Genomic DNA, 26617 nt, shown 5'->3' on the forward strand with positions numbered 1-26617 from the left:
AGAAGGCTGTCGCAGGGCTGTCAGCAACAACTATATAGCTGTTTACAAAATGAATGAAGCAACTCAGGCGGTTCATATTGACCGCTTTTTTTTATGGTACTCAGGATGATAGGAAACCGGTTCAGGAAGGTTTTCAGAGTAAAATGTAGAATATAGGTGGGAACAAACGTTCTCTTTATGTTATAATAGAAAAAGTTCGATTGGTTGTGATCGGATAAAAGTTTTTGAGGGGGAATGCTGATGTCGGTACGATTTATACTGGGACGCCCCGGCACTGGGAAAACGACAGCCTGTATGCAGGAAGTCATCAGCCGGCTTCGGGAAAATCCATCCGGACCGCCGCTGATTTATCTTGTACCGGAACACATGACCTTCAGTATGGAATATCAGTTTGCCAGAGCTGTCGGCACAGGCGGCATGACGCGGCTGAATGTCTACAGTATTCCCCGGCTTGCACTGCGCGTCCTCCAGCAGTCTGGAGGGATCACACGGATCCATCTGAATGGAACAGGTGTCGCCATGCTGCTTCGCAGAATTGTTGAGCAAAGCCGGGGTGAGCTGCGTTTATTCCGTAAAGCATCGGAACAGAACGGCTTCTATGATGTACTTAAAGATACGGTGACAGAGCTCAAACGTTATTGTCTGACTCCGGAACGTCTTTCCACTCATGCAAAGGAAGTCGATGAGGAGCATGATGGAGACCGGCTGCTCGGGGACAAGCTTCACGATCTGTCACTGGTCTATCAGTCTTTTGAAGCAGAACTTGAAGGAAAGTACCTCGACAGCGATGATTATCTCCAGTTAACCGCAGGGAAAATGAAGAAAACAGATTTTCTGAAACAGGCGGAAGTATGGGTTGACGGATTCCAGACCATGACACCGGAAGAACAGCTTGTCACAGAGGAACTGATGGAGACTGCAAAACGGACAACCGTTATCATCGGGGCGGATAAAGCCTATGACAGGCCGCCCGACGAGTTCTCCCCGTTCAGACATCCTGCACTGCTCTATATTCAGCTGCATGCCTGGGCAGAGGAAATGCAGCTTCCATCTGAACCGCTGATCATTAAAAGCAGGGTCGTTCGTACGCAGAAAAGAGCCCTGAAGCATCTGAATCTGTCATTTGGACGGTATCCGCTTGCGACATGTGATCAGACTGATGGTATTGTTCTGACTGAAGCCGTTAATAAAAGGGAAGAAATTGAACAGGCGGCAAGGGATATTATTGCTTTGACACGCGATCACGCCATCAGATATCGGGAAATAACGGTTCTTGTGCGGGATCTGGATCAATATGCCGATCTGATAGAAACGATATTCGGAGATTACGGGATTCCGATTTTTATCGATCAAAAGAAATCGATGCGCCATCATCCGCTGATCGAACTGATCCGGTCCGCCCTGGAGGTAGTGCAGCAGAACTGGCGCTATGAGCCAGTATTTCGCTGTGCCAAAACGGACCTGATTCATCCCGCGGGTATCCCCCTTTCTGAAGCACGGGAGGCCATTGATGAACTTGAAAACTATGTGCTTGCCTATGGCATATATGGCCGGAAAAAGTGGACGGAAAAGAAGCCGTGGGATTACAGAGTGAATCGCGGGCTAAAAGAAGAGCCGGGGAAAATGTCGAAAGAAGAGCGGGAGGCACAGAAGCGGATTAACCACCTTCGTGCTCTGATTGCCGGGCCTCTGCAGGGTTTTGAGCAGGAACTGAAATCAGCCAAAAATATCCGGGATAAATGTAAGGCAATCTACGATTTTCTGATCGATCTCATGATACCGGATAAACTGGAATGGCTGGCAAGAGATGCGGAAAAAAAGGGGCAGCTTGAAGAAGCAAAAGAACACGGGCAGGTCTGGAAGGCCGTCATCGACATGCTGGACCAGTGTGTGGAAGGAGCAGGCGATGAACCGCTGTCGCTCGATCTTTTTACGAAAATCATTGATACCGGTCTCGATCAGCTTGAATTCGCCCTCGTACCTCCTGCACTGGATCAGGTACTGGCAGGCAGTCTGGACCGGATGCGCTCAACTGAACTCAAAGCCGTTTTTCTGCTTGGCGTCAATGAGGGCGTCCTTCCGGCAAAACCTTCCGAACGCGGCCTGTTTTCAGACGAGGACCGGACACTCCTGGAAGAACGCGGATTGCATGTTGCTGAGGGTGATAACGGACAGATGTCCGGTGAAAATGAACTGTGTTTCCGGGCTCTGTCACTCCCGACGGAAAGGCTGTTCCTGTCTTATCCATTAGCCTCGGAAGCAGGAGAATCCATGAAGGCTTCTCCCCTGATCGGCAGGATCAAACGTCGTTTCCCCGGACTTAAAGTGAGGTTGTCGCCATCGGAGCCGCGGGCGCTCTCCGAAGAGAACCAGATGCAGTTTATCAATGCACCAGGGAAAACGATAAGTTATCTTGCCGCACAAATCAGAGAATGGCAAAAGGGATACGGCATGTCCGATATCTGGTGGGATACATATAACTGGTATACGTCACGGGTAAAATGGAAAGATACCGCACGCAGGCGTCTCTCGGGTCTGTTTTCGCGAAATGAAGCCTCTCTCAGTCCGGCATCGGCCAGGGCACTCTACGGAGAGACGATTCAGGCAAGTGTATCGAGGATGGAACGCTTCAACGCCTGCCCGTTTTCCCAGTTTGCCTCCTACGGACTGGGCCTCAGGGAGCGTGAGGTTTTTCAGCTCGATGCTCCGGATATCGGGCAGCTGTTCCATCTGGCCGTAAGAAAAATGATCGAAGAAATTATGTCTCATCACATGACCTGGAATGACCTGTCAGAAGGAGACTGCGATAAACTGGCTTCTGAAACCGTGACGCGGATCGCCCCGAATCTGCAGCACCAGATTCTGACAAGCAGCAGCCGCTACGGTTACCTGCAGCACAAACTGGAGCAGGTCGTTGCCCGGGCAGCCCGGGTCATGCGCCGTCACGCGCAGTCAAGCGGGTTTGTTCCGGTCGGCCTCGAACTCCCGTTTGGACCGGGAAAGCCTCTTCCCGCACTGACATTTGACCTGCCCGGAGGCTGCCGGATGGAGGTTGTCGGGCGGATTGATCGGATTGATAAGGCAACCATCGGAGACCGGATTCTGCTCAGAATCATTGACTACAAGTCAGGATTAAAGGATTTAAATCTGTCAGATGTTTATTACGGCCTTGCCCTGCAAATGCTTGCCTATCTTGATGTGGTGATTACGTACTCACAGAAGTGGATCGGTACCCAGGCAGAACCGGCGGGTGTCCTGTATTTTCACATACACAATCCGACACTCAGCCTCGATCACAAGCTTCCTGGGTACGCGATCGAAGAAGAACTGTATAAAAAGTTTAAAATGAAGGGACTGCTGCTGGCCGATGAACCTGCTCTGCTCCTGAATGATGCACATGCTCAGGGCGGCTGGTCACAGATCGCGCCTTTCGGGCTGAAGAAAAACGGCGGCTATTACAAAGGCTCGTCCGTTGCCGGGAAAGAGCAGTTTCATGCCTTAAGAACATACACCAGAGCGGTGATGAAAGACGTCGGTCAGAAAATAACCGGCGGGGATGTCCGCATTGCTCCTTTTAAAGATAAGAGCCGCGTCCCGTGTACCTATTGCCCGTTCAGACCGGTATGTCTGTTTGATCAGTCCCGTCCGGGCAACAATTACCGGGTTCTGAAGGACCTTTCTGCAGACCGTGTACTGGAAGAAATAAAGGGAAAGGAGACGGAGAATGATGACCCCAAAGCCTGAGGGAACAAGATGGACCGATGAGCAATGGCGCGCGATAACGGAAAAAGGACATGATATTCTGGTTGCCGCGGCAGCCGGATCCGGAAAGACGGCGGTCCTGGTTGAACGCATTATTCGCAGGATCACGGATCCCGGGCATCCGGTCAATATTGATGAACTGCTGGTCGTCACGTTCACAAGGGCTGCAGCTTCGGAGATGAGAGAACGCATCGGACAGGCACTGGAGAAAGAACTTTCGGCGCATCCGGAAAATCTGTTTCTCCGCAGGCAGCAGGCGCTGCTCAGTAAAGCACCCATTATGACCCTTCACGCCTTCTGCATGTCCATTATTAAAAAATATTACTATTTTCTTGACCTTGATCCCGGATTTCGTCTTCTTGACGAAACGGAAGCGGAACTGCTCAAAGAGGAAGTTCTGGAACAGGTACTTGAAGAAAACTATGCCTCCGGAGATCCTGAGTTTTTCAGACTTGTCGACCGTTATTCCGGTGACAGGAGTGACGATGCACTGCTTAATCTGGTCTTTCGCCTGTATCATTTTGCCCGAAGTAATCCCTGGCCGGATGACTGGCTGAATCAGATGGTGCGCGCTTACCATCCGGATGAAGAGGCTTCGATTGATGATTTCTCATGGATTAAGGATTTGAAAGAATCCCTGTTTCGAAGAATAAAAGGATCTGTAGCGGCACTTTCTGAAGCGTGTGAGATTTGCGGGGAACCGGGCGGACCGGCTGTCTATGAAGAGACTCTGTCTCATGACCTGAACGGGCTTGAGCGCGTGCTGCATACTCAGGGAAAGAGCTGGGAAGAGATTCGGTCGGAAGTACTCGCTCTGTCTTTTGGGAAAATGAAAGCCTCGAGAGGACATGACGTTGCTGCAACGCTTAAAGATCAGGTGAAAAAAATACGGGATCATGTGAAAAAAGAGGTCAGTGATCTGAAAGACCAGTGGTTTTCACGTTCATCTGAAGAGGCTCTACGGGATTTGAAAGATATGGCTCCCTCCGTTGAACAGTTAGGCAAACTCGTGAAGCAGTTCGCGGCAGCATTTAAAAAGGAAAAAAGGCGGAAGGGTGTCCTTGATTTTTCCGATCTCGAACACGAAGCCCTGACGGTATTAAGAAAAGAAGGTTCAGCGCCGGGTCATGAAGCTCCTTCTGTAGTCGCCACGCAATACCGGTCTCACTTTGAAGAAGTACTGATTGATGAATACCAGGATACGAACCGGGTGCAGGAGTCGATTATCCGGCTGATCACAAGAGACGGGAAGCACGGCGGTAATTTGTTTATGGTGGGTGACGTGAAACAGAGCATTTACGGATTCCGTCTGGCGGAACCGGCTCTCTTCATTGAAAAATACAAAAACTTTGCCGGCAGTGATACAGATGGTGAAAAAATCGATCTATCCAGTAATTTCCGAAGTCGACCTGAGATCATCAACGGCACCAATTTTATTTTCAGACAGACGATGGATGAAGCAGTCGGAGACATTGCCTATGATCAGGCGGCCGAATTGAAGTACGGCGCAGATTATCCGGAAGCAGGCAGAGCGGTCGACCTGGAATTGATTGAAAGAGATGCTGAAGGAGAGCGTGCGGCAGATAACGGGGTCGAAGAATACGAAAATGAAGAACTGGAAGCGGCAGCTATTGCCGACCGGATTCTGGCTATGACAGGAAATGGAACGGGCCCTGCTTTTCGGGTCTGCGACAAAAAGACAGGTCAGATGCGTCCTGTTCGTTTCCGGGATATCGCCATCCTGATGCGGTCGGCAAGTCAAACGGCGACGGCAATGAAAGAGGTGCTTGACGCACGGGGAATTCCGGCTTATGCCGAATTGTCAACCGGCTATTTTGACGCGAATGAGGTCTCCGTGATGCTTTCCGTTCTTCAGGTCATTGATAACCCGTTTCAGGATATTCCGCTTGCTTCAGTTCTGCGGTCACCAATAGTCGGGCTGGATGGTGATGCGCTGGCACAGATCCGTATCACCGATCGGAGCGGAAACTTCTTTTCAGCGCTGAAAAAGTATGTTGCAGAAGCAAAGGGCAGTCTGAGAGATCAACTGAACGCCTTTCTGGAACAGCTGTCGGAATGGAAAAATATGTCCGTCAGTCATTCTGTTTCTGAATTAATCTGGCAGATCTACCGGGATACCGGTTTTTACGATTATGCAGGAGGATTGACCGGCGGGACGCAGAGACAGGCTAATCTTAAAGCGTTCTATGACCGGGCAAGGCAATATGAAAAGACGTCGTTTCGCGGCCTGTTCCGTTTTCTGAGATTTATCGAGCGCCTGAGAAAGAACGGCGGGGATCTCGGTGAAGCTCGTGCGCTCAGTGAACAGGAAGATGTCGTGAGGATCATGACGATTCACAAAAGTAAAGGGCTCGAGTTTCCGGTGGTTTTTGTTGCCGGCATAAATAAAAAGTTTAACAGGAGAGATACACTGGCACCTGCGCTTTTGCACAAATCGCTTGGATTCGGTACACGCTGGATTGATCCGGATCAGCGGATTAGTGTACCCACGCTGCCCTATCTGGCCATTAAAGAACAAATGAAAAAAGAGGCCAATGCTGAAGAAATGAGAATCCTCTACGTCGCCCTGACACGGGCCCGGGAGAAACTGATCCTGACGGGTGCGGTTCGCAATCTGGAGAAAACGGTGCAACACTGGGCCGGAGCGATAAAAACCCGGGACTGGCTGCTTCCGGAATACTATCGCAGCACTGCGTCCGCTTTTCTGGACTGGCTGGGTCCATGCATCCTGCGGCACCGCTCGGCGGTCCCCTTGCATGACCTGGCTCAAGTCAGACCGGACCGGGATTCTGTTTCACACGATCCTTCTGTATGGCATGTGCAGCTGATCCCTTCTTCAGCGGTGGTCAGGGAACAGGAGAAACCGGAAAGAGATCAGACCCGAATGGAAAAGGTCAGGCACTTCCGACCGGTCCCTTCAGCATCAGGACGGGAAGATGAAGTCAGCCGCCGGCTTGAGTGGGTGTATCCCTGGCAACAGGCGGCGACTTCTATGGCCAAACAGACGGTCACTGAAATCAAATCGCAGCAGGATTACTTCAGCGCGGGACAGGATAATCGATTGCTGTCCGGACGTTTTTCAGTAACAGCAGGAGATCGCCCTCGTTTTCTTCAGAGCGGCGGACTGTCGGCTTCTGAACGAGGTACGGCGCTTCACCTTCTGATGCAGCATCTGAATCTGGCCGGCCCACTGGATATCAGACAGCTACGCGTTCAGGGGGAGCAGCTGGTTGAAAAAGAGATATTGACCCCTGAACAGGAGAACAGTCTGGATTATCAGGCAGTCAGTGCTTTCTTCCGGACATCTGCCGGAAGAAAAATGCAGCAGGCGGAAAAAGTCTCGCGAGAATGTCCGTTCAGTCTGGTCCTTCCGGCCGGAGAGGTTTATCCGACATGGCGCGGTGATCCTGCCGATGAAGCTGTCCTGATCCAGGGAGTGATTGACTGTATTATCGAAACGGCGGAAGGTCTGATCCTGCTCGATTATAAAACGGACCGTTTAACCGGCCGTTTCCCGGACGAGAGCGAGGCCATGAAAGAATTAAAGCGCCGGTATCACGTGCAGCTCGATCTGTACCGGCTCGCCATTGAGAAAATCTGGCATCGTCCCGTTTCCAGAATCGGTTTATATGCTTTTGATATTGGAAAATTCGTGGATCTGACCGGTGAGAGGAGGATTTTTAAATGAGGTTGCTGCACACGGCGGACTGGCACCTTGGCAGAACGCTGGAAGGGCGTTCCAGGCAGGATGAACAGGAGTCGGTCATGGACGAGATTTGCCGAATTGCAGATGAAGAACAGGTGGATGCTGTACTGATGGCAGGGGATGTGTTTGATACGGTCAATCCGCCTGCCATCTCTGAATCTCTTTTTTATGAAACAGCAGAAAGAATCGCAAAAGGGGGTAAACGCCCTTTTTTAATTATTGCCGGAAATCATGACAGTCCCGACCGCCTGCAGGCTTCAAGGCCACTGGCCGGACGGCAGGGCATTACCATTATCGGACGTCCGACGCCAGATCCGGTCCGCGTTCCTGTTGAACGAACAGGGGAAACACTGATTGCAGGATGCGTCCCCTATCCCTCTGAATCACGGCTCAATGAATGTCTGAGTGCAATGAATGAAGAAAGCGCCATTCAGGAGGCGTATAATGACCGCCTGAACATGCTTTTTTCCGAACATGCCGGAAAATTTACACCGGGATCAGTTAATGTGCTGATGACCCATGTATTCACATCCGGCGGAAAAGAGTCGGAATCAGAGCGACCGGTTCAGGTCGGAGGGGCCTATACGGTGTATCCATCATCATTTCCCGAAGAAGCGCAGTATGTGGCTCTTGGTCATCTGCATCGTCCTCAGACGATTGAGCGGTCCCCGGTTCCGACCCGTTATGCCGGTTCCCCCCTTGCCTACAGTTTTTCTGAAGCAGGAAACAAAAAATCGGTGACGATCATCGATGTGCAGCCGGGAAAAAAGGCACAGGTTAAAGAAATACCCCTGGTTTCGGGGAGACCGCTTGTCCGCTGGAGAGGAGAAAACGGCCTTGACGAAGTGCACAGATGGCTTGATGAAGGGCGCGACGGTGACGCGTGGATCGACCTGGAGATTCAGCTTGATCACGCGCTTAATATGCACGAGATTCAGGAATTGCGCAAAGCAGACCCTTACATAGTCGGTATCCGGCCCATTTACCAGGCGGGAGGGCCGGATCTGCAGGATCAGGCCCGTACGCATCTCCCGATTGATCAGCTCTTTATCCGTTTTTATAAAGAGCAGACCCGTGGAGCCGAACCCGAACCGGAACTTGTGCGCCTTTTTCTGCAGCTTCTTCAGGACAATGAAGCAGAAGAGGAAGCTGCGGCAGGGAGGGACAGACATGAAACCGATTGAACTGACACTTCAGGGACTGAACAGCTTTCGTAACAGGCAGCGAATCGATTTTGAACAATTATGTGCAGATGGGATCTTTGGTATTTTTGGACCTACGGGGAGCGGCAAATCAACCATTCTTGACGCTATGACCCTGGCTTTGTATGGGACCGTCGAGCGGGCATCCAATCATACTCAGGGTATACTCAACCAGCTGGAGGATCAGCTCTCTGTCAGCTTTACTTTTGAACTTAATGGAGACACCGTCGAACGCTACCGGGCTGAGCGGGCCTATAAGCGGACAAAGGAAGGCGGTCTGAGAATGAGCAGCTGCCGCTTGTTTCAGATTGGCCCTGACGGCAGCAGGACTGTGCTGGCGGATAAGGAACGTGATGTGACAGGTAAAATTCAGGAGATTCTCGGACTGACACACGATGACTTTACGCGGGCTGTCGTCCTTCCACAGGGGAAATTTTCTGAATTCCTGAAACTCAGGGGAATCGAACGACGCCAGATGCTCCAGCGCATTTTTCACCTCGAACAATATGGGGATGTGCTGACCTTACGCCTGAGAAATCACGCGGCTTCGGTTCAGCAGCGACTGGCAGTCATTGCTGAGAAAGAAGCGGTTCTTGGTGATGCGTCTTCGGAACATGTCCGTGCCCTGCGAGAAGAAAACATAAAGATTCATCATAAACTGACTGAGACGGGGAAGCAGCTTGATTTAGAGGAGAAGCGGCAGGAAGAAATAAGAAATATCTTTGATCTGCAGAATGAGCTTGCGATGAAAAAAAGGCAGCTCCAGACACTTATCAGGGAAAAATCTGCAATTGAAGAAGAAAAAAAGAGACTGACAAAGAGTGATGCAGCGGAAAAGATCATCCCCTATCTTGAAACGCTTGAGGCTTCTGAACGTGAGCAGGCCGATTCTGAACAGGAAATGAAAAATGCTTCTGCCCGGCTGGAAGCGGCCAGAACAGCAGAACAGACTGAAAAAAAGGCATTCATCCAGGCCAGAAAGGCACTGGAGACCAGAGAACCTTTGCTGATCGAAAAGAAAAAGGTGCTGATACAGGGGATCAGCGTGAAGAAACAGTTTGATCAGGCGAAAAAAGACGCAGAAGCGGCTTCCGAAAAGATCAGAGTATTGTCCGAAAAGGTCAGCAGACTTAACAAACTTTCTGACGAAGAAGCGCGAAAAAGGGATCGCCTCACCAGTATGATCCGGCAACTTGAACAAAGGCTTCAGGAGCACACGGTAACCAGCGGGCTCAGGCAACAGGTCGACCAGGCACAAAACGCAAAGAAGGATGCAGACTCACTTCGCACTCAGATTGATGAGAAACGGATCAAGTGGAAGATGAAAGAGAAAGATCACCAGTCGCTGCGCGTGCAGGCAGATCAGCAGCAGTCAAAGCTTAAACGGCTGACAGAAAAAGGGAAAGAATGGTTTGCCCACTGCATGCATGTTTATAACCGTCTGTCAGACCTGAGCAGCAAGATCAAAATACTTAAGAATGATTTTCTGGCCAAAAAAGAAGAGGCTGTCAGCGAGAAAGACGAAGCGTACAGGCAGACACTGGCACACAATCTGGCAGGCGGACTGCAGGAAGGCGCCCCCTGTCCGGTTTGCGGCGCGCTGCACCATCCTGCGCCTGCGGCAGCTGCAGACAGCGGGGAGGGTCCATCTGATCAGACGATTCAATCCTGGCAGGATGCGGCGAACACGCTGATGCAGCAGGATCAGGATATCCGGATCCTGCTTGCGAATCTGGAGCAGGCGGTCAGGACGGCCTCTGCACTTTTACCCGGAATGGGGGCAGGTTCTGTTCAATCAGAGAAAATCACGGGTGCTGATCAGTGGCCGGAGGAGAGAATCGGAAAAGATGCACCGGCAGAGAATCTGACAGGGGAGACAGAAGCCTCCGTCAGGGCGGGACGACAGGATGTACTGGAGATCACCGGGAGGCTGGATCATCTGAAGACCCGTGTTCAGACTCTTTTGCAGGAAAAGGCAGCAACCGCCTCTTCGCTGAATTTTGTTGAAAAAGAACAGAAGGACATCGCCCAAAGTGCAGAGAAATTAAAAGAAAAAATGGAGCAGATTCGGGAAAACTGGCCCGCTGAATGGCCGCCAGTGGATCAGCTTAAGCAGGTTGCTGATAAAATCCGGGAATCCGACAGTCAGTCGGAAAATATTCAAAATCAGCTGAACAGTCTCCGTGAAAAATATAACCAGACACTGGATCAGCTTCAGGATCTGCAGCAACAGAAAGCAAAACAGGAAGCTGAATGGAACGGACTGAAAGGGACGGCAGACGCCCGGCGCCATACTGAATCGCAATGTAAAAACGAACTGAGGTCACTGGGGCTTGCGGAGGATGCCTCGATTGAAGAAGATCTGAAGGCGACAGAAGTTCTGATTCAAAAATTAAAAGCTGACCAGAATGCCTGCAACGAAAGCTGGCAGCGTGCCCTCGACCTGTTTCACATCGAAGACAAACGGATGAATGGCGCTTCCGATCACCTGACCCGGGTTCGTGCTTCACGGGAAAGGGCTGTGAAAGTCTGGAAGGAAAAAGTTTCTTCTTCTGAGTTTACTTCCCGTGAGGATGTCAGAACAGCATTAATGAATGAGAGAGAAAACAAAAGGATAACTGAAAAAGTAGCCCGCTACGAAAAAGAAACAGGAGCCGTTTCTTCAAGCCTTCTGACGCTGGAACAAAAACTGTCCGGAAGATCGGCAACGAAGGAACAAGTGGAAAAGGCGCAAGAGGACTGCAATCTGCTTAAGGAGAAGAGTCAGGCGCTCAGTGAACAGTACGGGGCGTGTGTCAAAGAGTTGTCTGATGTTGAAGGAAAACATGACCTTTTTATCAGCCTGGAGAAAGAGCGAAAGCAGCGGCAGAAATCAGCAGACCAGCTGGATAAACTTCAGCGCGTGTTCCGAGGCAATGCCTTTGTTTCCTTTGTTGCCAAAGAACAGCTGCAGCAGGTCTGCTATGCCGCTTCGAAGAGACTGGGACAACTGACACGTAATCGTTATGCGCTGGAAGTTGATGATGCCGGCAGTTTTATTGTCCGGGATGACGGAAACGGGGGATTAAGGAGGCCGGTTTCGTCACTTTCCGGAGGAGAAACCTTCCTGACCTCACTGTCGCTCGCACTGTCTCTGTCTGAACAGATTCAGTTACGCGGCAAGGTCCCGCTCCAGTTTTTCTTTCTGGACGAAGGATTCGGTACGCTGGATCCGAATTTACTGGATACGGTTGTGACGGCGCTGGAGAGACTGCATATGCACCGGCTGTCGATCGGAGTCATCAGTCACGTACCGGAAATGCGGGAACGGTTGCCGCGGAGGCTGATTGTCGAACCGGCTCAGCCGTCGGGAAAAGGGAGCCGCGTTCACATGGAATTATTGTAAAAAATACGGCTTGTTCATTTTCCGTTCATATTAAAACGCTACAGTATATTCAATATGGGTGCTAAGCCTGAAGTCGTATAGCCCGCTACGGCTCCGGAATGTTGCTCCTCTTGTGAAGAACGTGTAGCATACACCCATGGAAGGAGAAAGAAGCAATATAGTGTAGTCAGTGTGTAAAATAAAAAAGTGGAGTGGATGTCGTGCGTAAAATGATCTCTTTTTCAATGAAAAATAAACTGGCTGTATGGCTTCTGACGATTGTTGTCATAGTCAGTGGTGTCTACGCCGGAACAAATATGAAAATGGAAACCATGCCGGATTTCACCATTCCGGTTGTCAGTGTTTCTACTGTGTATCAGGGGGCAGCACCCAGTGATGTAGATGAAAATGTCACACAGCCGATTGAACAGCGACTGCAGACCATGCCCGGCGTGCAGAACGTCAGCTCGAAGTCATCAACGGGTATGTCTTCGGTCATCATTGAATACGGATTCGATAAAGACATGGATCAGGCAGTCAATGATGTCAAAGAAGCTGTCGATCAACTGACCTTTCCTGATCAGGTGAAACGGCCGACAATCATGCGAATCAGCATGGACGCCATGCCGGTGTACAGCGCCAGTATATCAGGTGACGGGGAATCACTAGAAAAACTCAGCAGTCAGGTGAAAAATGATCTGCTGCCGGCAGTTGAAGGAGTCGACGGTGTTTCATCTGTCACGTTATCCGGTCAGCAGTCAGAACAGGTACAAATAGCATTCAAAGAGTCACAGTTAAAGAAATACGGACTCAGCCAGGATTCTGTCATTCAACTGATTAAGGGTAACAATGTTTCAACCCCTCTGGGTCTGTACACGATTGATGACAGCCAGAAATCTGTTGTTGTCAGCGGAAATATCGGGTCTGCAAATGATCTGAAGAAAATAAGAATACCTGTTGTTCCACAGACAGGCGCTGCAGCCGGGAGTCAGCAAAGTGCGGCAGGGCAGATGGGCCGGACAGACAGCGGACAGACCCTGCCGGGTGCATCCGGACCGGCTGCGCAGCTCAAGCCGCCGACGATACAGTTGTCAGATGTTGCCGATGTCACGCTTGTTAAAAATGCAGAATCAATTTCCAGGACAAACGGCAAAGAATCTATCGGTATTTCGGTGGTTAAAGGGCAGGACGCCAATACTGTAGACGTCGTCAACGGGGTCAAAGATCAAATCAACAACTTCGAAAAAACGCATGAAGATGTCCATGCAACAGCTATGTTTGACCAGGGTGAACCGATCGTTGAATCTGTAAATACAATGATTGAAAAAGCGATTTTCGGTGCCCTGTTCGCGATGCTTGTCATCCTGCTCTTCCTGAGAAATATTCGAACGACGCTGATATCGGTAGTTTCCATTCCGTTATCTCTGTTAATCGCACTGGCCCTTCTCAATCAGATGGATATCACTCTCAATATCATGACGCTTGGTGCGCTCACCATCGCAATCGGTCGCGTCGTTGACGATTCGATTGTTGTGATTGAGAACATCTACAGACGGATGACGCTGCGGACCGAGAAACTGACAGGCAAAGAGCTGATTCGTGAGGCGACACATGAAATGTTTATCCCGATTATGTCGTCGACTATAGTCACAATCGCTGTTTTCATGCCTATGGCCCTTGTGACCGGCATTGTCGGACAGATTTTTATGCCGTTCGCACTGACCATTGTTTTCTCCCTGCTAGCCTCACTTCTTGTTGCCATTACGATTGTACCGATGCTGGCCAACAGTTTCTTTAAAAAAGGATTGAAAAAGAAAATAGACAGTGAGGAGCATCCCGGGAAACTTGCCGCCTTTTACAGAAGGGTACTCAATGGGGCATTAAATCATAAAGCCATCGTCTTCGGCTCTGCCATCCTGCTCTTCGCGGCAAGCCTGTTCCTCGTTCCTCATATCGGAGCAAGTTTTCTGCCGAGTGATCAGCAGAAGGAACTGATTCTGACCTACAATCCGAAACCGGGACAGACTCAGGACGACACGAAAGACGTTGCACTGCAGGCAGAAAAGTATTTGAATGAAAATAAAGACATGACAAAAATGCAGTATTCAATCGGGGGATCAGGATCAACACCGATGTTCCAGACCTCTGATAATCAGGCGCTCTTTTATGTCAGCTATAAAAAGGGCACACAGAATTTTGACAAACTGCAAAAGGATACGCTTAAAGGCCTGAACGGTTTATCCGATCAGGGCGAATGGAAAATACAGGATATGACTGGCGGAGGGGCAGGTTCAAACCAGCTGAGTCTGTATGTTTATGGAGATTCGATGAACGAACTGCAGCCGGTTGTTGAAGATGTCACAAATACCGTTAAAAAGGACAAGAATTTCTCGGAGGCGGACTCCAGTCTGACGCAGGCCTATGATCAATACACAATCGTTGCCGATCAGCAGAAACTGGGTCAGTACGGAATTGCCGCCGGACAGATTGCTCAGAGTCTGATGGCGTCCGGTAACATGTCGAACGCGCAACCGCTGACGACAATTAAGCGTGATGGCGACGACCTGAATGTTTATCTGAAAGTCCCTGAACAGGCAGGTGTGGACAATATCAATGATCTGACGGGTAAAACTGTCAAGTCTCAGACGGGTCAGGAAGTACCGATTGATGAACTTGCAACGGTGAAATCCGGAAAATCTCCACAAACGATTACGAAACGAGATGGTAAACTGTACGCCGAGGTAACGGCAAAAGTGAATGCCCGGGATGTCTCGGGTGCGACAGCAGATCTCAAAAAACAGATCGATAAGCTCGATCTTCCCGACGGGGCAAGTGTTTCATTCGCCGGCGTGGCGCAGCAAATGAACGAATCTTTCAGTCAGCTCGGTATGGCCATGCTGGCAGCGATTCTTATTGTCTACTTTGTTCTCGTTGTAACCTTCGGAGGCGGACTGGCACCGTTTGCTATTCTCTTCTCTCTTCCATTTGCTATTATCGGAAGTCTGGTGGCTTTGCTTCTTTCCGGGGAGACCATCAGTATATCATCCCTGATCGGTGCGCTGATGCTGATTGGCATTGTTGTCACAAATGCGGTCGTTTTGATCGATCGGGTTATTCACAAAGAAAAGGCCGGGTTCGATACGCGGGAAGCCCTGCTTGAAGCAGCCGGAACTCGAATTCGCCCTATCCTGATGACGGCTATTGCCACCATTTGTGCCCTGATTCCGCTTGCCATCGGAATGGAGAGCAGCGGAGGGATGATTTCAAAAGGCCTTGCAATCACCGTTATCGGAGGAATTACCAGTTCAACCATTCTGACGCTGATTATTGTACCTATTGTTTATGAAGCTCTGATGAAACTGAAGCATAAATTCAGCCGAAAAACGGCTAAAGTCACTGAATAACTGTTTAATCCATGGTTCCGTTAGGGTTCGCCTGATCGGAACTTTTTTTATACCTTAAACCCTGCGCCACGCGGGGCATTTATCCCGCAGGAGCCCATGGGTTCAACGGACAATCCTTGGGAGATGAAGCTCCCCACGGATTGAAGTTTCACATGATCGGTCTGAATTTAAGATTTATCGGTGAAAGTTCAGCTTGAAAATCAAATTTGGCTGGCATGACGGAACGACGGGCATGTTAAACAATGAGAAAGACGCTTCAGAAGACAAGTGAGCCATCTGATGTGCAACAGTTGAAGCTTTACGCCAGAATATGGTAACGTGGAACAAAAGATGACGCAAAGAGGATGATGGACACGATGTCTGTTTATCAGGAGACCAAAGTTCTGTTTATTGTTATAATCGGAGCGATTCTCAATGCCGCTTCGCTGAACCTCTTCTTAATCCCGGCAAATGTTCTGTCCGGTGGTATGACCGGTATTGCCCAGCTGATTTCAGCACTGCTGGGACCCGCATCGATCCATATCAGTACCGGGATTCTGCTGCTTCTGCTCAACCTTCCCGTAGCTTATGCCGGCTGGATTAAAATAGGACATCGTTTCACAACATACAGCCTGATCAGTGTCGTCCTGACGACACTTTTCATGATGGTGATTCCTGTTCATCCACTGACTGAAGATATTCTGCTGAATGCGGTGTTTGGCGGAGTCGTTCAGGCAACAGGAGTCGGGCTGACTCTGAAATTCGGTGCATCCACCGGAGGCATGGATATTATTGCCATGGTCCTCTCGATGAAAAAGGACCGCCCGATTGGGGGCTATATGTTTGCCTTGAATGCGGTGATCATTCTCTCTGCAGGATTCTTTTTTGGCTGGCGACGCGCTTTATACACCCTGCTCCAGCAATACGTCAGTATCAGAGTCATTGACGCCATTCACACCAGCTATGTGAAGCTGACCGCCTGGATTGTAACCAGCAGGCCTAAGGAAGTACAGAAAGCCCTTTACGCGAGGCTCGATCGGGGGATCACAAAAATTCCTGCAAAAGGTGGATTCACGGATCAGAATAGGGATGTCCTGATGATGGTCATCACCAGATATGAATTATACGCCTTAAAACGCATCGTCACTGAGACAGATCCCAAAGCCTTTACAAATGTAGTTGAAACAGCTGCCGTATTCGGACTGTTTCATAAAAAAAGGCAGGTATAAATGGATTGCCCGAATAAAAATGATCTGGTAAAATGACAGTAAGAAGAGAGTAAAGGAGGTGGGTCTGTTGTCCTGTGCTGCAAAGCGTCGCATACAGTTAGAGTCTTTTCTCTATCTGATTCGTGCGATTTTTTCTGTATTTTCATTAAAGGGTGGAGTCTGCCCTTTTCTGGGAAAACAGTATAGCTTTGTACGGTGACGCAGCCCGCTCGACGGATTTTTAATACAGCTAGTCCATGAGTGATTTATATTCTCTGATCCACGGGTAAAGTCTTCCGTGGATTTTTTGTGTTCTGAATCTAAGGCTGCACCTTTTGATCTTTTTCAATGAGATCAACGCGAGAAGGCTTCTAAAATGAATAAATATCAGGATGTGACCACTTATGATCATCTGTCAGACAGATCATTTGAAAAAGAATATTGCTGGTAAAGAAATCCTTCATGATGTCAGTTTTACTGTTCATGAGGGTGAAAAGACGGCCATTGTCGGGGCGAACGGAAGTGGGAAAACGACTCTGTTCAATTTAATTTCCGGGCTTGATAAGCCGGACGAGGGCAATGTTGCGATTAAAAAGGAGGCTTCGGTCGGTTACTTGAGGCAATTACCGGATGGAGGAGATCAATCCGTACGTGAGGTCCTGGCAGGCACATTCTCGGCATGTACGGAAATCTCCAGAAAAATGCACGAGATGGAACTTGCTTTCTCTATTGTTTCAGCCGACAAAATGGAAAAAATGCTGAGGACTTATGCGCAACTGCAGGAGACGTTCCAGCGTCTCGGAGGTTACAATATCGATCACTCCATTGAGCATGTTGCAGGAGGTCTCGGCATCGGCCACCTGCTTGATCAACCCTATCGTTCGCTGAGCGGTGGAGAACGGACAAAAGTCGGGCTTGCCTGCCAGCTGTTGAACACTCCGGATCTACTGCTGCTTGATGAGCCGACCAATCATCTGGATATTATGGCACTCGAGTGGCTGGAAAGGTTTATTATGCAGTATAAAGGGACGATTCTCCTGGTGTCACATGATCGCTTCTTTCTTGATCGCACAGTCGGCAAAGTGCTTGATCTGGAGGATGGCACAGTCACTGTTTATCACGGAAATTATTCATCCTATATAAAAGAAAAACAGGAACGGCTTCTGCTTGCTTTTGCGGCTTTTGAGACGCAGCAGAAGAAAATAAACAAGATGAAAGAAACCATCAAACGACTGAAAGAATGGGCAAATCAGGCGAACCCGCCGAATGCCGGACTTCATCGGCGGGCAAAGAGCATGGAAAAGGCTCTTTCGAGAATGGAACGCCTGAAGAAACCGAAAATGGAGTCAGATAAAATGGCACTCAATTTTAACGCCAGTAAACGCACGGGAAACCGCGTTCTGAGCTGCCATGATCTGACCGTCCGTTTCGGCACACATGTCCTCTTCCGCGGTGTGAATCTGGATTTACGTTACCAGGACCGGATGGCCATTATGGGACCGAACGGCTCCGGTAAAACGACGCTGCTGAAATGTCTGCTCGGGCAGACAAGTCCGGTGGAAGGAGAAATCAAACAGGGAACAAATCTGAATGTCGGTATATTATCACAGCACGTTTTTGAGAATCCCGGAGAAAAAGACAGACGTGTGATCGATGTATTCCGTGAACATGCCAGACTGACGGAAGGAGAAGCCAGAGGTGAACTGGCAAAATTCCTGTTCTATGGTGCCGATGTTTTTCGGAAAATCGGTTCATTAAGTGGTGGTGAACGCGTCCGTATCAGGCTGGCTGATCTGATGATGAAAAAAATTAATGTGTTAATTCTGGATGAACCGACGAACCATCTGGATATCGAGTCCAGAGAGGTGCTGGAAGAGGCCGTCAGTCAATTTACGGGAACCGTCATCGCAGTCAGCCATGACCGTTATTTTCTGAAGCAGTGTTTCAATAAAATTTACTGGCTGGAAAATGGAAAATTAACAAACTATCAACTGGAGAATTCATAATTTCTGAAGAAGTTGACAATCGGACCGCTGCCTGTGCATGAGCGGTCCGATTTTTTTCACCTTTAGTCCGGCCTTGTTAAATGAATCCGGTGATTTCCTCATCATATACTCATTTTTGCCGGCAGTCTTTTGTGCTTCCTCACACTTTCCGGCCGGCAAGTGTCATTCTGATTCGCCGGATTTCGCTTCCCCTGATCGTTTTATTTTTTCATTTTGATAATAGCGCAGGACATGTTCTGCGTAATTCGGATCCCCGTATTTTTTCCAGCCGAGTTCTCTTGCTTTGCTGTCTGAAAATTGCTCTGCCAGCTCCTTGGAGAAGCGGCCTCCGTGATGCCGGACGTAGTCAGTAAAACCGAGTCCGAAGTTATAGCTTTGAAGGGCCAGAGGGATGTTTCCATCCGCTTTATCCATTGACTTTTTAAAATATCTGGTTCCGACCTCTATACTCTTTTCCGGGTCTTCTATCGAGTCTTTCGGAAGACCCAGACTTTCAGACGCCTGCATAATATCAGAAGATTTTCCTTTCGACTCCTGCATGGCCACTGCCATGATCAGATCTGTGTAAGGTTCGAGATCGTTGGCTTTAGCATACTTTCTGAAAAGTGGACGCTGATTTTCAATTTCCGGGCTGATGACCCGGTGATCATTGAGAAACGGGACATGATCGGCCTGAGGACTGTAAAGACTGGAAATGATAAAAAGAGCAAGCCAGGAGAAACCGATGATGGAAAAAAGAGAGATGATTAATGTGATGATTTTTTTCATATTATTTAATCCTGCATGTATTTTTATCCCGTATGAACGGGTAGTGCTACCTGGGTCATGAGGGTAGATGAACAGACCCGGGTGGGGGATGATTGCCCGCAGAAGCACGATGGGTTCAACTGACAATCAGTGGGGGATGCGCTCAGGCTTAAAACGAAAACGAAGGATTCCTGTCGCAACGCCTGCACGAGCACATCCTGTGCGCATGACCCCCCTGCTGGCTGATTGAAATTTTACTTTATACCTCTCATTATATAAACCTTTCATTTAGAATCGTCATTTTTCGTCCGTATACAACCGAAAAATGTCGAATAAACAGGAAATTTTTCGATCGGAGGGGCCCCCTCACACGACCGGCCGCCCTGCATAGGATGAAAAGAGTCAATGCTGAGAGGAAAGGATGACCATAATGTGCGGAATTGCAGGGTGGATTGACCGGCGTCAGGATCTGCGCGGCGAAGGAAAAACGATAAAAAAAATGACGCAGACGATGAAACACCGTGGTCCGGATGATCTGAATATATGGGTATCGGAAAAAGCGGCGCTGGGTCACGCAAGGCTGGTTGTTGTTGATCCGGCGGGAGGATGCCAGCCGATGAGCAAAACGGTCAGGGATCGGGAATATATTCTTGTCTATAACGGCGAACTTTATAATACAGAAGAAATACGACAGGATCTCCTGAAGAAAGGCTATCAGTTTAAAGGTCACTCGGACACAGAAGTGCTGTTAACCTCCTATATGGAGTGGCAGGAAGATTGCCTGAGCCGCTTCAACGGCATATTTGCCTTTGCCATCTGGGACCGGAAGAAAGAGAAACTGTTTGCGGCGCGGGACAGACTGGGGGTTAAACCGTTTTTTTACAGTGAAAATGGAGGACGTTTTCTGTTCGGTTCCGAACCCAAGGCGATTCTGGCCCACCCTGACGTCAGGCCATCGATTGACAGAGAAGGCTTATCTGAAGTATTCGGGCTGGGTCCGTCGAAAACACCGGGTCACGGTATTTATAAGGGGATTCATGATCTGCGTCCGGCACATGCCCTGTCCTTTACAAAAGATGGTTTAAAGATCTGGCGTTACTGGAATGTCAGGAGCGCGCTGCATACGGACAGTCTGCAGGATACGGTAGAGCATGTCCGCTATCTGCTGAAAGATGCGGTGGAACGCCAGCTTTATGCTGATGTCCCTGTAACCACTTTCCTGTCCGGTGGCCTGGATTCGAGCGGTATCTCATCTATTGCCTCAAACTATTTTAAACAGATCCATCGACCGCCTTTGCATACGTATTCGATTGATTACCGGGAGAATGACAAGTTTTTTCACACAAGCAAGTTTCAGCCGGACAGCGATGCCCCTTATGTGAAAAAAGTTTCTGACTATCTGGGCACCGTGCATCACAGCCTGGTGATTGATAATGAACAACTGGTGGCCTGGCTGAAAAAAGCCATACACATGCGCGACATGCCCGGTTATGCGGATGTGGACTCCTCTTTACTCTGGTTCTGCGAAGGCATTAAGAAAGACTTTACTGTGGCGCTGTCCGGCGAATGTGCTGATGAAATATTCGGGGGATATCCATGGTTCCATAGTCCGGAAACTTCGGCGAAAGAAGGATTTCCGTGGATGCGCTCGACAGAGGCGCGCCAGAGTCTTCTGAATGAGAAGTGGGAAAGCCGGCTGAATCTGAAAGAATATGCCCTGATGCGGTTTCATGAGACAGTAGCTGAGACGCCGCACCTTGAAAGTGAATCAGCGATTGATGCAAAAAGACGTGAACTGTTTTATCTTAATATGAACTGGTTTATGACGGCTTTACTTGATCGGAAAGACAGGATGAGTATGGGAGCGAGCCTCGAAGTGCGCGTCCCTTTTGCCGATCATCGGCTCGTCCAGTATCTGTGGAATGTGCCATGGGAGATGAAAATGCACGGCGGGCGGGAAAAAGGGATTCTCAGAGAAGCACTCAGGGGTTATCTGCCGGATGAGGTTTTATATCGGAAGAAAAGCCCCTATCCGAAAACCTTCCACCCGAAGTATACTGAAGCTGTTTCAGGATGGCTCAAGAAAGTCATTGACCGGCCGGGTGCGCCGCTTCTTGAATTCGTTCAAAAAGATAAGGTACAGTCGATCATTGATACCGCGGGTGCGTCATTTAAAGTGCCCTGGTTCGGGCAGTTAATGAGCGGGCCGCAGCTGATCGCTCATCTGGCAATGATCAATGAGTGGCTGGAAACCTATCATGTGGATATTGTTGACCGTTGAAAGAAGAAAAAAAGGGATCGGGGGTGACTGCCCGATCCCTTTAAAAATCAATATTGTTCCGTTATGTAAGCGGTTTCTAAACCTGTGTTATAATACAATTTGGGATATTTTTGATCATGAAAGCGGGGGTTCAAATGGCTACGCTGTCTGATGTTGCTAAAAAGGCCGTCGTGTCGAAAATGACGGTTTCTCGCGTGATCAACCATCCGGACAAAGTTTCGGATGAGCTCCGCGAACTGGTCTATACGGCGATGAAAGAACTCAATTATGTCCCTAATTTCGCCGCCAGGGCTCTGGTTCAGAACCGTACAAGGATCATTAAGTTCCTGATCCTTGAAGAGATGGATGTAACAGAACCCTACTATATGAATCTTCTGGCAGGAATCGCTAAAGAGCTTGATCAGAACCATTACGCGCTGCAGCTTGCCACCCGTCTTTCACATGAAATAGGTCCCTGTGACGGGTTAATTGTCACGGGCATGAGGAAAGCAGATTATGACCGTATTATCGATAAACTGGAGCGTCCTGTTGTCTTATTCGGACAGAATAACCGAGGTTATGATTTCGTCGATGTGGACAATGAAAAGGGGATTTGTCTGGCTGTCCGGCATGTCATAGACCTTGGCTTTAAGCAAATCCTGTTTTTCGGGATCAGGCTCGATGAACCATTTATGGCTGCCAGAATCAGAGGCTATGAGAAGACAGTGAGGCGACACAAGCTGGCCGGACGTGTATTTTTGATGAAAAACAGTTCGCACACCGCTCAGGCACAGGCGATAGCTCTGTTAACAGAGCTTCACGGGAAAGTTGCTTTTATATGCGCCTCCGACCGGATTGCCATTGGTGTCGTCAGAGCCATCCGGGCCGCCGGGTTAGCGATACCGACGGATGCAGCGGTCACCGGATTTGACGGCGTCTTTCTTGACCGGATATCCTGTCCTAAGCTGACGACCGTCCGCCAGCCTGTGATTGAGATGGGCCAGGAATGTGCACGTATGCTTCTGAAAAAGATTGACATGGATGACGGCCATATTGGCAGCCGTATTTTTCAGCCTGAACTGATTATTCGCGAATCAACGGTTATCCGTTAGATACAGGAAAAGAGGAACATGCCCGGCATGTTCCTCTTTTCTTGCACAATCCTGTTATCGCTAACAGTGGGGCTTCTTATTGTTATCTGTGAAAGCGCATGCTATTTTAACAAGTGAAAGGGATAACGTGCAGCATCTCTGTCGGCGTCAGGCTATTGTTTATCACATTTATCCAAAGGACTTAAAGAGACAAACGGGGACGGGATCGAGAACATCAGAGGGATCATTGAAAAGCCGAGTGACATTCGGTCCCCTGGGGTTAACGTCCTGCGGCTGAATCCGATCTTCAAGTCGCCACACGCCGTACTGAACGTACTGAACGTGCCGGGATGCTGACAATATTGATGTATGTGCACCCTGTGAATACTGCGCGTTTTGTTAAAAAAATGAACAGGAGGGATAGAAAATGGAAAAATCAGCCGTTTATCATCAGCCCTGCAGCGCTTATGCTTATCCTTATGATAACGATACGCTTCATATCAGGATCAGGACAAAAAAAGAGGATATCCAGTCCGTTTCATTGATTTACGGAGACCCGTTCCGCTCGGTAAAAAAAGAAAAGGGAGAATGGGAATGGCTCAGCAGTGAAGCGAAAATGGAGAAAATCGTCAAAACAGATTTGCATGACTACTGGCTGGGCACGGTTCAGCCGCCTTTTCATCGCCTTCAGTATGGTTTTGTCCTCACTTCGTCTGAAGGTGAAACGACCTTTTACGGAGATCGAGGTTTTTTGCCGGCAGAAAAGCAAACGTTTACGGCAGCAGATAACTTTTTCAAATTTCCTTTTATCCATGAAGCAGATCGATTTAAAGCCCCGGAATGGGTTAAATCGACCGTCTGGTATCAGATCTTCCCGGAACGTTTTGCAGATGGAGATCCATCGATATCCCCGGAAAATGCCTTGCCATGGGGAAGCAAGGATCCCGGTCGCAAAGATTTTTTCGGCGGCGATCTTCAGGGAATCATCGATCACCTCGATTATCTGCAGGATCTGGGCATCGGCGGTCTTTACCTGAATCCCATTTTTGAGGCGCCGACAAATCACAAATATGACACGACGGACTATTTTTCGATTGACCCGCATTTCGGAAACAGGGAGATCTTCCGCAAACTGGTACAGGAAGCCCACAAAAGGGGTATCCGGATCATGCTCGACGCGGTTTTCAACCATATCGGCAGCAGATCAAAGCAGTGGCAGGATGTCGTTAAAAATGAAGAGAAGTCGCGTTATAGGGACTGGTTCCATATCCGCTCGTTCCCGGTCAAAGAGGGACAGAACGGAAATTTCGAAGGAAAAACAACTCTGTCCTTTGATACGTTCGCCTTTACCCCGAAAATGCCGAAACTCAATACGGCAAATCCTGAGGTGCAGGACTATCTGCTCGATATCGCCACTTACTGGATTCGGGAGTTTGATATTGATGGCTGGCGTCTGGACGTGGCGGATGAGGTGGACCATGCATTCTGGAAAAAATTCCATAAGGCTGTAACAGATGCAAAAAGTGACATTTACATTGTCGGGGAGATCTGGCATGACGCCTGGAACTGGCTGCAGGGCGACGAATTTCACAGCGTGATGAACTATCCACTCACCCAGTCGATCATTGATTTCTTCGTCGAAGACAAAATCACGGCATCGCAGGCCGTCAGCACCATTAATGCGCATTTTATGAAAAAACGGCGCTGATTATGATTCAGACCTGGCTCGGCTTCCCCTATATTTATGTGATGGTCACCGGTGTCCTTCAGGCGATTCCCGATGAACTCTATGAGGCAGCAAAGATTGATGGCGCCAATTTTCTGCAAAAGTTTAATCAGATTACGCTGCCGATGATTTTATTTGCGACGGCACCGGTTCTGATCACCCAGTATACGTTTAATTTTAACAATTTTGCGATCATCTACCTGTTCAATATGGGAGGACCCGGAGATGTCGGCGGCGGTGCCGGTACGACGGATATCCTGATCTCGTGGATTTACAAACTGACGACCGGGACAGCGCCGCAGTTCGCACTCGCCTCAGCCGTGACGATTGTCATTTCGATAATCGTTATCGCAATCTCACTCATCGCCTTCAAGAAGACGAATGCGTTTGGTAAAGAGGGGATGATGTAAATGAAGGAATTACTGAAAAATCAAAAGTTCACTCGATTCTGGAATCGGTTCTTCACGTATTTGTTCCTGATCCTGCTGAGCATCATCATTATCTATCCGCTGCTTATTACGGCATCGTCGGCATTCAAGTCGGGTAATCTGGTCGCATTTACGCTGGATTTCTCTTCATCCTGGTCATTTGATAACTTCCGGAGACTGTTCTCGGATACCCTTTATCTGACATGGTATAAAAACACGTTGATTATCGCGGTGTCGACCATGATCATTCAGCTGGTCATCGTGACACTTGCCGGTTATACATTCAGCCGTTACCGTTTCACAGGAAGAAAGAATGGCCTGGTGTTTTTCCTGATTATTCAAATGGTACCAACCATGGCTGCCCTGACCGCATTCTATGTCCTGGCCGTGATCCTCAATGCGTTAAATCAGTACTGGTTCCTGACTATGATTTATGTTGGGGGTGGTATTCCGATGAATACCTGGCTAATGAAAGGTTATTTTGATACCGTACCGAGGGATCTGGATGAGTCTGCGAAAATAGACGGGGCCGGGCATTTGCGGATCCTGTGGCAGATCAACCTGCCGCTTGTCAAACCGATGCTCGCTGTCCAGGCTTTATGGGCTTTTATGGCACCGTTCGGTGATTTCATGCTGGCGAAGTTTTTACTGCGTACGCCTGAAAGTCTGACGGTTGCTGTGGGGCTGCAGCAGTTCATTTCTAATCCCAGGGATCAGATGGTTGCTCTTTTCGCGGCGGGTTCCATATTGATCGCTTTACCTATCGTCCTGTTATTCTTCTACCTGCAGAGATATTTTGTTTCCGGTCTGACAGCAGGAGGCACGAAGGGGTAATGTATCATGCACAAATATCGATTTCCAGTCAATTACTTTATGACAATGAGTTTTCCAAAGCGAATTTTCCAGAATCGGAAAATGTTCGGCTGGCTGAAACTCACTCTTCTGTTTATTTTTATCAACGCCTGCCTTATGGTACCTGTCAGCCTGATGCTTTCATCTCTGAAGAGTTTTGACATTAGAAATGTCGCACCTGAACTGACCAGTCAGATCGGTGACAGGTTTGCAGCTCGTCTGCAAAATGCCCGGCTCAGCGGGGGAAATCTGAAGGGCGCGGATTCTTTCAGCTTTTCCAGCAAGGGAACGTTACTTGCTGTGGATCTGGAAAACAAGTGGTCGGCTCAGGGTGGAAGTTATCACAAACAGATCAGCGGTGTCGATAATGCCCTGATTATGCAACGAAGCCAGTTCATCATAACGGACAAAAGCGGTTATGGATTCGAGATTCACTATCCGGTCAGACAGGCAGAGTGGCAGGCCGGGAACGCGAAACAGTTAAAAGCAACGCTCGGACAGCTCTGGCTTCGGCAGTATAAGCCGCTGCTGCTGGCCATTCTGTCGCTGATGAGTTTCGCGGCCCTGATGATCTCAAATCTGATCCTGCTGGGGATCTTTTCCTTTGTTTTATGGCTGACAGGCCGATCAGGCTTTTCAGCGATCCGCTCCTTTAAAGAGGCGGTATCCATCGTCATGCTGTCAGCAGGGGCCCCATCGATTATAGCTATGATCCTCGGCGTTGCCGGGATGAATATAGCGACAGCACTTCTGTTCCAATCCATTGGGCTCATCCTCATGATCAGCCTTGTGTTCTTTCGTACACATTTTCAGGAAAGTTCGATGAAAAAGCAATCACAGATTAAAGCAGTAAGCGGGTGA

General features: G+C 49.0%; 12 protein-coding genes and 2 pseudogenes. 13 read left to right on the forward strand and 1 reads right to left on the reverse strand.

What is annotated here, in order from left to right:
* Positions 1-240: 240 nt before the first annotated feature.
* The 7 genes from addB (at position 241) to abc-f (ending at position 18652) form a co-directional block, all read left to right on the forward strand.
* Positions 241-3744 carry a helicase-exonuclease AddAB subunit AddB gene (addB, locus tag ABNN70_RS08805; protein ID WP_353947576.1) on the forward strand — a complete coding sequence of 1168 codons (3504 nt, stop codon included), beginning with the start codon at positions 241-243 and terminating at the stop codon, positions 3742-3744.
* The gene (gene addA, locus ABNN70_RS08810) at positions 3728-7471 is read left to right on the forward strand and encodes a helicase-exonuclease AddAB subunit AddA (RefSeq protein WP_353947577.1); all 3744 of its coding nucleotides are present in this window, start codon (positions 3728-3730) and stop codon (positions 7469-7471) included. The genes addB and addA overlap by 17 nt, the downstream gene beginning before the upstream one ends.
* Positions 7468-8673, forward strand: coding sequence for an exonuclease SbcCD subunit D (locus ABNN70_RS08815; protein WP_353947578.1), 1206 nt, complete (start codon positions 7468-7470; stop codon positions 8671-8673). Before addA ends, ABNN70_RS08815 begins: the two co-directional genes overlap by 4 nt.
* Positions 8660-12076, forward strand: a complete 3417-nt coding sequence (locus ABNN70_RS08820; protein WP_353947579.1) for an SMC family ATPase — start codon at positions 8660-8662, stop codon at positions 12074-12076. Before ABNN70_RS08815 ends, ABNN70_RS08820 begins: the two co-directional genes overlap by 14 nt.
* Before the next feature lie 200 nt (positions 12077-12276).
* Positions 12277-15459: an efflux RND transporter permease subunit gene (locus ABNN70_RS08825; protein ID WP_129929719.1), complete on the forward strand. Its 3183-nt coding sequence runs from the start codon at positions 12277-12279 to the stop codon at positions 15457-15459.
* A 356-nt stretch (positions 15460-15815) separates the two neighbouring features.
* A complete protein-coding gene (locus ABNN70_RS08830; RefSeq protein ID WP_353947580.1) occupies positions 15816-16667 on the forward strand; it encodes a YitT family protein in 852 nt (283 codons plus the stop codon).
* Between the two features lie 383 nt (positions 16668-17050).
* Complete coding sequence (abc-f, locus tag ABNN70_RS08835) at positions 17051-18652, forward strand: ribosomal protection-like ABC-F family protein (protein WP_353947581.1); 1602 nt, start codon at positions 17051-17053, stop codon at positions 18650-18652.
* 162 nt (positions 18653-18814) lie between these two features.
* Here the strand turns inward: abc-f and ABNN70_RS08840 are convergent, their stop codons facing one another.
* Entirely contained in the window at positions 18815-19420 is a 606-nt protein-coding gene (locus ABNN70_RS08840) for a lysozyme family protein (protein WP_129929716.1), read from the reverse strand.
* A 409-nt stretch (positions 19421-19829) separates the two neighbouring features.
* Between ABNN70_RS08840 and asnB the strand changes: the two genes are divergently transcribed.
* From asnB to ABNN70_RS08870, 6 genes and pseudogenes are all read left to right on the forward strand, one after another.
* Positions 19830-21680, forward strand: coding sequence for an asparagine synthase (glutamine-hydrolyzing) (gene asnB, locus ABNN70_RS08845; RefSeq protein ID WP_353947582.1), 1851 nt, complete (start codon positions 19830-19832; stop codon positions 21678-21680).
* A 134-nt stretch (positions 21681-21814) separates the two neighbouring features.
* A complete protein-coding gene (locus tag ABNN70_RS08850; protein ID WP_353947583.1) occupies positions 21815-22771 on the forward strand; it encodes a LacI family DNA-binding transcriptional regulator in 957 nt (318 codons plus the stop codon).
* Between the two features lie 406 nt (positions 22772-23177).
* Positions 23178-24446: pseudogene (locus ABNN70_RS08855) on the forward strand (glycoside hydrolase family 13 protein); the annotation flags it as partial.
* Positions 24437-24886: pseudogene (locus ABNN70_RS08860) on the forward strand (ABC transporter permease subunit); the annotation flags it as partial. The pseudogenes ABNN70_RS08855 and ABNN70_RS08860, both read left to right, overlap by 10 nt.
* Complete coding sequence (locus ABNN70_RS08865) at positions 24887-25738, forward strand: sugar ABC transporter permease (RefSeq protein WP_129929710.1); 852 nt, start codon at positions 24887-24889, stop codon at positions 25736-25738. It abuts the pseudogene before it with no gap.
* 6 nt (positions 25739-25744) lie between these two features.
* A complete protein-coding gene (locus ABNN70_RS08870; protein WP_353947584.1) occupies positions 25745-26617 on the forward strand; it encodes a DUF1189 family protein in 873 nt (290 codons plus the stop codon).

It is taken from the genome of Sporolactobacillus sp. Y61 (assembly GCF_040529185.1).
Taxonomy (GTDB): Bacteria; Bacillota; Bacilli; order Bacillales; family Sporolactobacillaceae; genus Sporolactobacillus.